General features: G+C 74.0%; 9 protein-coding genes and 1 pseudogene. 3 read left to right on the plus strand and 7 right to left on the minus strand.

What is annotated here, in order from left to right:
- Positions 1–5 precede the first annotated feature (5 nt).
- Positions 6–821, plus strand: a complete 816-nt coding sequence (locus tag WD341_RS08600; RefSeq protein ID WP_368425032.1) for a metal ABC transporter permease — start codon at positions 6–8, stop codon at positions 819–821.
- A gap of 9 nt (positions 822–830) precedes the next feature.
- On the opposite strand, the gene ppa is transcribed toward WD341_RS08600, so the two are convergent.
- A complete protein-coding gene (ppa, locus tag WD341_RS08605) occupies positions 831–1,367 on the minus strand; it encodes an inorganic diphosphatase (RefSeq protein WP_368425033.1) in 537 nt (178 codons plus the stop codon).
- Between the two features lie 26 nt (positions 1,368–1,393).
- A complete protein-coding gene (locus tag WD341_RS08610; protein WP_368425034.1) occupies positions 1,394–2,401 on the minus strand; it encodes an NAD-dependent epimerase/dehydratase family protein in 1,008 nt (335 codons plus the stop codon).
- 241 nt (positions 2,402–2,642) lie between these two features.
- Here WD341_RS08610 and WD341_RS08615 point away from each other — a divergent pair, with 241 nt between their 5' ends.
- A complete protein-coding gene (locus tag WD341_RS08615; protein WP_368425035.1) occupies positions 2,643–3,893 on the plus strand; it encodes an O-antigen ligase family protein in 1,251 nt (416 codons plus the stop codon).
- On the opposite strand, the gene WD341_RS08620 is transcribed toward WD341_RS08615, so the two are convergent.
- Positions 3,872–4,993: a glycosyltransferase family 4 protein gene (locus WD341_RS08620; protein WP_368425036.1), complete on the minus strand. Its 1,122-nt coding sequence runs from the start codon at positions 4,991–4,993 to the stop codon at positions 3,872–3,874. The genes WD341_RS08615 and WD341_RS08620 overlap by 22 nt on opposite strands.
- Before the next feature lie 172 nt (positions 4,994–5,165).
- Here WD341_RS08620 and WD341_RS08625 point away from each other — a divergent pair, with 172 nt between their 5' ends.
- Positions 5,166–5,978, plus strand: coding sequence for a rhomboid family intramembrane serine protease (locus WD341_RS08625; protein WP_368425037.1), 813 nt, complete (start codon positions 5,166–5,168; stop codon positions 5,976–5,978).
- Here WD341_RS08625 and WD341_RS08630 read toward each other — a convergent pair.
- The 4 genes and pseudogenes from WD341_RS08630 to WD341_RS08645 all read right to left on the minus strand — a co-directional run.
- A pseudogene (locus WD341_RS08630) lies at positions 5,938–6,633 on the minus strand (TSUP family transporter); the annotation flags it as partial. The gene WD341_RS08625 and the pseudogene WD341_RS08630 sit on opposite strands and share 41 nt — an antisense overlap.
- Positions 6,630–7,883, minus strand: a complete 1,254-nt coding sequence (locus WD341_RS08635; protein ID WP_368425038.1) for an NAD(P)/FAD-dependent oxidoreductase — start codon at positions 7,881–7,883, stop codon at positions 6,630–6,632. The gene WD341_RS08635 and the pseudogene WD341_RS08630, both read right to left, overlap by 4 nt.
- 150 nt (positions 7,884–8,033) lie before the next feature.
- On the minus strand, positions 8,034–8,708 hold the full coding sequence (locus tag WD341_RS08640; protein WP_368425039.1) for an aminotransferase class IV: 675 nt from the start codon (positions 8,706–8,708) through the stop codon (positions 8,034–8,036).
- A partial coding sequence (locus tag WD341_RS08645; protein ID WP_368425040.1) for a chorismate-binding protein occupies positions 8,695–9,261 on the minus strand: 567 nt, incomplete at its 5' end. The genes WD341_RS08640 and WD341_RS08645, both read right to left, overlap by 14 nt.

Here is a 9,261-nt window from a genome sequence, read left to right on the forward strand (position 1 = left end):
CCGCCTTGCTCGACGACTTCCTCGTGCGCGCGCTGCTGGCGGGCGTCGGCGTCGCGCTGGTCGCCGGGCCGCTCGGCTGCTTCGTGGTCTGGCGGCGCATGGCCTACCTCGGCGACAGTCTGGCGCACTCGGCGCTGCTCGGTATCGCCATCGGCGTCCTGCTCGACCTCGATACCACCCTGGCCATCGTGCTGGCGGGCCTCGCCTTCGCCGTGCTGCTGGTCGGGCTGCAGCAGCAGCGCCAGCTGGCGACCGACACCCTGCTCGGCTTGCTCGCCCATTCCGGCCTGGCCATCGGCCTGGTCGTGCTGTCCTTCGCCGAGAGCCTGCGCGTCGACCTGATGGGCTACCTGTTCGGCGACGTGCTGGCGGTGCGCGCCGCGGACCTGGTGTGGATCTGGGGCGGCGGAGCGGTGCTGCTGGCCACGCTGGCGGCGCTCTGGCGCCCGCTCCTGCTCGCCACCCTGCAGGAGGAGATGGCCCAGGCCGAGGGCCTGCCGGTGCTCGCCCTGCGCTTCGCCCTGACCGCCCTGCTCGCCCTCACGGTCGCATTGGCCATGAAGGTCGTCGGCATCCTGCTGATCACCTCGCTTCTGATCGTGCCGGCGGCGGCGGCGCGGCCGCTGGCGCGCTCGCCACTGGCAATGGCGCTGATCGCCGCCGGGGTCGGCTGCCTCGCCGTCGCGGGCGGGATCGGCGGCTCCTGGCTCGCCGACACGCCGACCGGCCCCTCGATCGTCGTCGCCGCCCTGCTGCTGTTCCTGGCGACGCAGCTGGCGCCGCCGCTGCGACGACTGGCACGCGCCGCGCCCACCGCATGAGCGGCAGCCTCAACTGACCTTGGCGTCGTGGCGCCGGATCGCCTGCTCGATCATCTTGTGGGCCTCCCCGGGCTCGCCCCAGTGCTTGATCTCGACCCACTTGTCCTTCTCCAGGTCCTTGTAGTGCTGGAAGAAGTGGGCGATCTGGTCGATCAGGATGCGCGGCAGGTCACGCCAGGAGTGGATCTCGCTGTAGTAGGGGTGCAGGGCGTCGGCCGGCACCGACAGCACCTTCTCGTCCTCGCCCTTCTCGTCCGACATGATCAGCACGCCGATCGGCCGCGCCCGCACGACCGCGCCGGGCACCACCGGCTGCGGCCCGGCGACCAGCACGTCCACGGGGTCGCCGTCGTCGGACAGGGTGTGCGGCACGAAGCCGTAGTTGCAGGGGTAGAACATCGCCGTGTGCAGGAAGCGGTCGACGAAGATCGCGCCGGACTCCTTGTCCAGCTCGTACTTGACCGGCGCGCCGCCAACCGGGACCTCGATCACGACATTGACCTCGAAGGGCGGATTGGTCCCGACGGGTACCTTGCTCAGATCCAACGCGAAGATCCTCCGGCGATCGCCGGCTACTCGGCCGCGCTGTTGCGGCGCGCCAGCATCCGATCGTAGATCCAACGGTAGGTCAGCTCCATGCCCTGCTCGAGGCGAATCGAAGGCGCCCAGCCGAGCTTCCGCTTGACGAGGGTGTTGTCGGAGTTGCGTCCGCGCACGCCCTTGGGCGCCTCGAGATCGTAGTTGCGCTTCAGGCGGACGCCGGCGATCGCCTCGACGATCGAGACCAGCTCGTTGATCGACACCAGCTGGTCGGAGCCGATGTTCAGCGGCTCGGCGACGTCGCTGGCGAAGAGGACGCGGGTGCCCTCGATGCAGTCGTCGATGTAGAGAAAGCTGCGGGTCTGCTCTCCGTCGCCCCAGATCTCGATCTCGTGGCGGCCGCTCAGCTTGGCCTCGATGACCTTGCGGCAGATCGCCGCCGGCGCCTTCTCGCGGCCGCCGTCCCAGGTGCCCCAGGGGCCGTAGACGTTGTGGTAGCGCGCAACGCGGGTGGTCAGGCCGTAGTCCTCGAGAAAGTGCCGGCACATGCGCTCGCTGAACAGCTTCTCCCAGCCGTAGCCGTCCTCCGGCATCGCCGGGTAGGCATCTGCCTCCTTGAGCGCGGTGACCGCGGCCTCGGTCTGCTTGTCGGCCGCGTAGACGCAGGCCGAGGAGGCGAAGAAGAAGCGCTCGCAGCCGAGGTCGCGCGCGGCCGTCAGCATGTGCGTGTTGATCAGCACCGACAGCATGCACTCGGCCTTGTGGGTCTCGATGAAGCCCATGCCGCCCATGTCGGCCGCCAGGTTGTAGATCGTCGCGGCGCCCTTCGCGGCCTCGCGGCAGGGACCGAGCTCGCGCAGGTCGAGCACCCGGTTGTCGGCCTCCGAGAAGCGCTGGTACCACTGGTCGAGGGGCTTGATGTCGACGGCGCGCACGGCGACGTGGCCGTCGCGCAGCAGCGCGGCGACCAGGTGGCCGCCGATGAAGCCGCCGGCGCCGGTGACCAGCACCAGGCGATCCTTCTCAGGGCTCTCGCTCATCCTCGCCGCTTTCCCTTCGGAGGCCGGACCGTCGCGTCCCGCGGCCATCCTAGCCTGGATTTCTCATACTGGAAGGGGTCGTCACCCACGCCCTTCGGGTCGCCGACCGCTTCCAGTATGAGAAATCCAGGTTAGCCGACGGCCGTCGCCTTGCGATCCGCTTCGCCGCCCCCCGCCTTGCCCCGGCCGTGGGAGCGTGCCATTGAGGCGCCCCCTGCCCTAGCGCCGAGCGCCCAGCCCGATGCCCAGCCGTCCCCAGCTCGCGTCCCGCCTGGACTTCGCCGCGCTCGCCGCGCTGGCCGTCTGCTTCCCGGGGCTCGCCGTCCTGCTGCCGCTGTCCGTCGTGCCGGTGACCCTGGCGGCCGGCCTCCTCGCCCTGGTCGCCGAGGTGCTGTCGGGCGAGCGGCTCAGCCGTCCCGGCCTGGCCGTCGGCGCCAGCGCCCTGTGGCTCGCCCTCTGGGCGCTGCTCTCGGCGCTCTGGGCACTCGACCCGGCGCACTCCCTCGAGACCTGGGCGCGGCTCCTGCCCACGGTCGCCGCCGGCGGCTTCCTGGTCCTGCACGCCGGGCGGCAGCCGGCCGAGCAGCGGCGGCGGATCGCCGGCTGGCTGCTCGCCGGCTTCGCCGTCGCGGTCGCCCTCCTCGCCTTCGAAGGCGCCTCGGGCCGGGCGATCAACCTGCTGTTCGCCCAACTCGTCGACCGGGTGCCCGACGGCGGCGGCTTCCCGCTCAACCGGATGAACCGCGGCGCCGTCGCCGTCGCCATCCTGGTCTGGCCGGCGGCGGCGGCCCTGGCCGCCCGACTCCCGGTGACGCGGCGGCCCGCCGTCCTGCTGCTGCCGCTGGCGACGATCCCGCTGCTCTGGTTCTTCGCCAGCGCCTCGGCCTTCCTCGCCTGCGCGGTCGCGCTGGTCGCAGCACTGCTCTGCCTGCCGGCGCCGCGCCTGGCGCGAGGCATCCTGCTGGCGCTCGTCGCGGTGCTGCTGCTGGCCATGCCGCAGATTGCCAAGGAGATATCGAGCCGGGGGCTGGCGGAGGAGGAGAGCCTGGCCTTCTCGTTCCGCCATCGGGTCTTCATCTGGAACTTCGCGGCCGAGGCCATCGACGAGCGACCGCTGATCGGCTGGGGCCTGGATGCCTCGCGCGACCTTGCCAAGCCGGGCTCGCCGCGCTTCGACGGCACCCACGGCGCCCTGCCGCTGCATCCGCACAACGCGGCGCTGCAGGTCCGGCTCGAGCTCGGTTGGGTCGGGCTGCTGCTCGGCGGCCTGCTGCTGCTGCTCGTCCTCTCGGGCATCCGCCGCGGCCCGCCGCTGGCGACCGCGCTCGACGCCGGCCTGGCCTGCAGCATCCTGGTCGTGGGACTGCTCGCCTTCGGGGTCTGGCAGCTGCACTGGCTGGTCGTGCCGCTGGTCGCTGCGGCTCTGATGCGGCTGACCGCGGTGCCCGGAACGACCGTCCCCGGGGCATCTCAGTCCAGCAGCGAGTCGTAGAGCTCGAGGGTCCGGCGGTTGACCGAGGCGACGTCGAACTCGGCTTCGGCGACGGCCCGTGCGCGGGCGCCGAGCCGGCGCCGCAGATCCGGCTCCGCCGCCAGCTTCAAGAAGGCCGCGGCCAGGGCCCCGGCATCGCCCGGCGGCACCAGCAGGCCGGTCTCGCCGTCGCGGCAGACCTCGCGGCAGCCGGCGACGTCGGTGGCGACCAGGGCGCGGCCTGCCGCCGCCCCTTCGATCAGACACTTCGGCACGCCCTCGCCGTACTGGCTGGGCAGGCAGACGACGTGGCAGTCCGCCATCAGCCTCGCCATGTCGTCGCGCCGGCCGAGCCACTCGACCGTGCCGGCCTCGTGCCAGCCCCGCAGGGTCGCCTCGGGCACGGCGTCGGGGTTGCCAGGGTCCGGCGCGCCGGCCAGCAGGAAGCGCAGGTCTGGCCGCTCGGACCGGGCGCGCCGCGCCGCCTCGACGTAGACCGCGATGCCCTTCTTGGCGATCAGCCGCGAGGCCAGCAGCACGGTCATCGGCTCCGGCGGCTCGGGGGTCGCGGCGAAGGCGGCGAGGTCGACGCCGGAGCCGCGGATCAGCACCGTGCGCTCCGCCAGCGCGCCCCGCGGCGCCAGGGCCCGTCCGTCCTCCGGATTCTGCACCAGCAGCCGCGTGCGCGGGCCGGCCAGCAGCGACAGGTAGCGCGGTATCGCCCGCTGCAGGAGCCGCCAGACCAGCCCACCGTCGCTGTAGGTCCGGCCCGAGCCGGTGATCGCCAGCACCGCCGCCGGCACGCCGGCGAGGCGCGCGGCCAGCAGGCCCGGGACGGCCGCCTTCAGGGTGACGCAGTGCAGCAGGTCCGGTCGCAGCCGCCGGCACAGGGCGGCGACCGCCAGCGCGGTGCGCAGCTCGCCCGCCGGCTTCAGCCCGAAGCGCCGGATCGGCACCGGATGGAAGGCGAGGCCCGCCGCCGCGATCTCCGGCGAGCGCTCGTCGGGCCGGGTCGCCACGGCGACCTCCCAGCCCGCCGCCACGGCCGCCCGGGCCAGCGGCAGGCGGTGCGACAGGAAGAAGCCGGCGTCGTTGACCAGGATAAGCAGGCGGCGGGACATGGCGGCTGGTCTTGGCATGTCCGTCGGCCGGCGGCAAGCGCCGCCCGGCACGTTCGCCCTTCGCCCGCTTGCGGTCCGCAAAGCGCGGCCGGCAGGTTTCGGCTTCGCCGCGAGGCGCCCGACCCCTAGAGTGCGGGTCGCTCCCCTTCCGCCGAGGTCCCCTCCCGCCGCCATGTCTCCTGTTCTCGATCTGCGCACGCCGCCCCCGCCCCGCCGCGGCCCCGGCGGCCCGGCCCTGACCCTGGCGCCGGCGCCACTCGCCCTGGTCGTCGCGCTGCTGCTGGCCTTCGCCGCGCAGCGCCTGGCGCCGCCGGCGATCGCGCAGTGGATCTTCGTCCAGGGCGCCCTGGTCATCTTCATCGACGGCCAGGCCTACTGGTCGCGGCTCTACACCCTGGTGACCAGCCTGTTCCTGCACGACGGCTGGCTGCACTTCGGCTTCAACGCCTTCTGGCTGGCGACAATGGGCTCGCTGGTCCACCGCTTCCTCGGGCCCTGGCGCTTCCTGCTGCTGTTCTTCCTCGGCGGGATCCTCGGCGGCCTCGCGCTGGTGCTGCTGAACTGGGGCGAATCGGTGGTCGCGATCGGCGCCTCGGGCGCGGTCTTCGCGCTGCTCGGCGCCGCCGGCCACGTCTTCGTCGCCCGGCCCGGCGCCATCCCCGGCGAGCGCCTGAAGCGGCTGGCCGCCTTCGTCGCCGTGATGATGGCCCTCAACCTCGCCTTCGCCTACTACGGCACGCTGCCGGGCGCCGACGAGGCCGACGTCGCCTGGGAGGCCCACGCCGGCGGCTTCCTCGCGGGCCTCGCGCTGTTTCCGCTGCTGGCCCGGCGGCGGCGGCCGGAGGCGCCGCCGCCCGCCCCAAGCCCCCGCCCCCGCGAACCCCGCGGAGGCCCATCAGCACCAGGACCGCGAGCAGGACGCGCCGGAAGGTCCGCTGCGGCACGACGCGGCGCAGGCGCTGGCCGAGCAGCACCCCGAGCATGACCGGCAGGATGAAGACCGCCGAGGCGATCAGCTCCGCGGTGCCGAGCACGCCCTCGGCGGCGAGCGTGCCCCACAGCGGCAGGCCGGCGGCGACGAAGGACAGGCCGACGGCACAGACGAAGGCGTCCTTGGTCAGCTTCAGCGACACCAGGTAGACGATGATCGGCGGCCCGAAGAAGTTGGACAGCCCGCCGAGCGCGCCGGCCAGCAGGCCGACCACCGGTCCCAGCGGCCGCTCCAGGCGCGGCGGCACCGACAGCCGGTCGCCGACCAGGCTGAAGGCGGCAAAGCCGATGACGATGACGCCGAGCGACAGGTAGGTGGTCCGGGCATCGAGCGTGACCAGCAGCTGCGCGCTGACCAGGCAGGTCGCCATCGCGGTCAGGATCATCGGCCAGAAGCGCCGCAAGGTCGGCCGGACCAGACGCCGGTCGAGGCCCTGGTAGAGGTTGCTGATCAGGATCGGCAGGGTCATCACGGCGATCGCCGTCGGCACCGGCATGACCAGGGACAGCACCGGCACCGCGACCAGCGGCAGACCAATGCCGAGCACGCCCTTGACCCCGCCGGCCACGAGCTGCACGCCCAGCAGCAGGGCGAAGCCGAGCAGGTCGACCTGCAGCGAGGCGAGCAGCGCCTCGAGGAAGCCGCTCACCCGCTCTCGTCCGCCGCCGCCCCTTCCGCCGCCGACTTGGCGAGGTCGCGCAGGGCGACGTCGGGATCGGCGAGCGCCTCGGCCCGGACCCGCGCGCGCAGCTCGATCAGCTGGCGCACCGGGCGGCGCTCGCGCCCGGCGTCGAACAGCGCGGAGCCGCGGATCATGCCGTGCTCCAGCTCGAAGGCGATCGCCGGGCCCTCCAGCGGCCGGCCGCGCCAGACCAGCTCGCCCTCGAAGCCGCTGAGGCCGAGCAGCTGCAGGTTGAGCGCGTACTGGTCCGTCCAGAACCAGGGCACGACCGCGTAGGGCTCGGGCGCGCCGCAGATCGCCTTGGCCGCGACCTGCGGGGCCAGCTCGGCGTTCTCCCAGGATTCCAGGCGCACCCGGCGGCCGAGCCAGCGATTCTCGTGGCGGGTGCAGTCGCCGACCGCCCAGACTCCGGGCGCGGAGGTCGCCGCGAAGGCGTCGGTCAGGATACCGTCCTCGCAGGCGAGGCCGGCGCCCGCCGCCAGGGCGTCCTCGGCGAGGCAGCCGATGCCGACGACGGCGACCTCGGCCGGCATGCGCGTGCCGTCGGCGAGCAGCACCGTCTCCAGCCTGCCGCTGCCTTCGAAGGCCGCGACCTGCCCGGACAGGCGGATGTGCACGCCCTGCTCGATGTGCAGGCTGCGCAGGTGGCGCGACAGCTTCGGGCCCATGGCACGGCCGATCAGGTGGCCCGCCGCCTCGACCACCGTCACCCGGCAGCCGCGCTTGCGGGCGCTGGCCGCGACCTCGAGGCCGATGAAGCCGCCGCCGACCAGGACGACCGAGCGCCCCTCGACCAGCTCCGGCGCCAGGGCGCGGGCGTCCGCGGCGGTGCGCAGCAGGTGGACGCCCTCGAGCTCGGCCCCGGGGCAGGCCAGGCGTCGCGGCCGCGCGCCGGTCGCCAGCACCAGCCTGTCCCACACCAGGCGGCGCCCGCCGCGCCCGGCGAGGCGCCGAGCGCCCACGTCAAGCGCCTCGACCCTGAAGCCGGTCTCCAGCTCGACCTCCAGGGCGGCGAGCTGGCCGTCCTTGAAGATCGGCACGCTCAAGGGATCGGCACCGGCGGACAGCACCTCCTTGGACAGCGGCGGCCGCTCGTAGGGCGCCTCCGGCTCCTCGCCGAGCAGCAGGATCCGGCCCTGCCAGCCTTGCTTGCGCAGCGCCTGCGCCGCCCTGCCCCCGGCCTGGCCGGCCCCGACGATCACCGCGGTCTCGCTCACGCTGCCCCCTCCCTTGGATCTGGCCAGAAGCATCGCGGCCGCGCGGCGCAGGCGCAAGCGGCCCTGGCGGGACCCACCCCTGAGCAAGGCGCAGGAAACCGCGCCGGCCGGCATGAAATGGGGCGGACGCGAAGGCGCCGCCGGCGGTGGCTACTCGGCGAGCCGCGCCCGGATCAGCCCGCGCAGGGCGTTGCCGACGAAGAGGGCGGGCGCGGCCCGCAGGTCGCCGAGGGTGAGGCTCGCCTCCCGCGCGCGGCCCGCCGCCAGCAGCTCGGCGCGCAGCACCGAGTCGAGGCAGCCGTCGGCGAGCGGCGGCGTGCGCAGGACCGCGGGCGCCGCCGGGTCGGCGGCGTAGAGGCAGGTGATGCCGCCGTCGGCGACGCGGCCGGCGCGATTGAGGAACAGCACCTCCTGGGCGCCGCTGCCCGGCAGCAGGCGCGCGCGCTCCCCGTCGTAGAGGTCGCGCCGGCTGGTCTTGTGGCGCAGCAGCGGGTCGGACTCCTCGAGGCGGCGCTCCGAGACCACCAGGGTCCAGGCTAGCTCCGGCGGCGTCGCCGGCTGCGGCTCGGCGGTGGCTTCGAGGGCACCGTCGCGGGCCAGGGTCAGGCGCACCCGCAGCGCCTCGGCCGCCGGCTCCGCCCCCGGCTCTGGCGCTGCCTCCGCCACCGCCGCCCGCAGGCTCGCCTCGAAGGCCTCGGGGTCGAAGCGGAATCCCAGGTCCCGCGCCGAGCCCGCCAGCCGCGCCCGATGCCGCGCCAGCAGGGCGATGCCCACGCCCCGGCGCCACAGCAGCGTCTCGATCAGCCGGAAGTCAGGCCGGGGCATCGGCGGCGGCCGGCGCCCGCGCCAAGTCGGTCAGGAAGCGCGCCTTGAGCAGGCATTCCTGGTACTCGGCCCCGGCCTCGGAATCGAAGACCAGGCCGGAGCCGACGTCGAGGACGCCGCGGCGCAGGCCCCGTTCCGGCGCGCCAAGCTTCAGGGTGCGGATCGCGACGTTGAAGTCCATGGCGCCGTCGGGCGCGATGCAGCCGATCGCGCCGCAGTAGGCCTCGCGCGGCCGCCGCTCCAGCCCGGCGATGACCTCCATCGCCCGGATCTTCGGCGCGCCGGTCACCGAGCCGCAGGGAAAGAGCGCGCGGAATCGCTCGAGCAGGCTCGTCCCCGGCCGCAGCCGGCCGCGCACCACCGAGACCATCTGGTAGAGCGTCTCATAGGCCTCGACCTCGAACAGCGCAGGCACCGAGACGCTGCCGAGCTCAGCGACCCGGCCGACGTCGTTGCGCAGCAGGTCGACGATCATCAGGTTCTCGGCGCGGTTCTTGGGATCGGCCGCCAGCGCCGCCATCGCCCGGCGCTCGGCGGCGGGATCGGCGCGCTC

The sequence above is a fragment of the Tistlia sp. genome (assembly GCF_040905785.1).
Lineage (GTDB): Bacteria > Pseudomonadota > Alphaproteobacteria > Kiloniellales > DSM-21159 > Tistlia.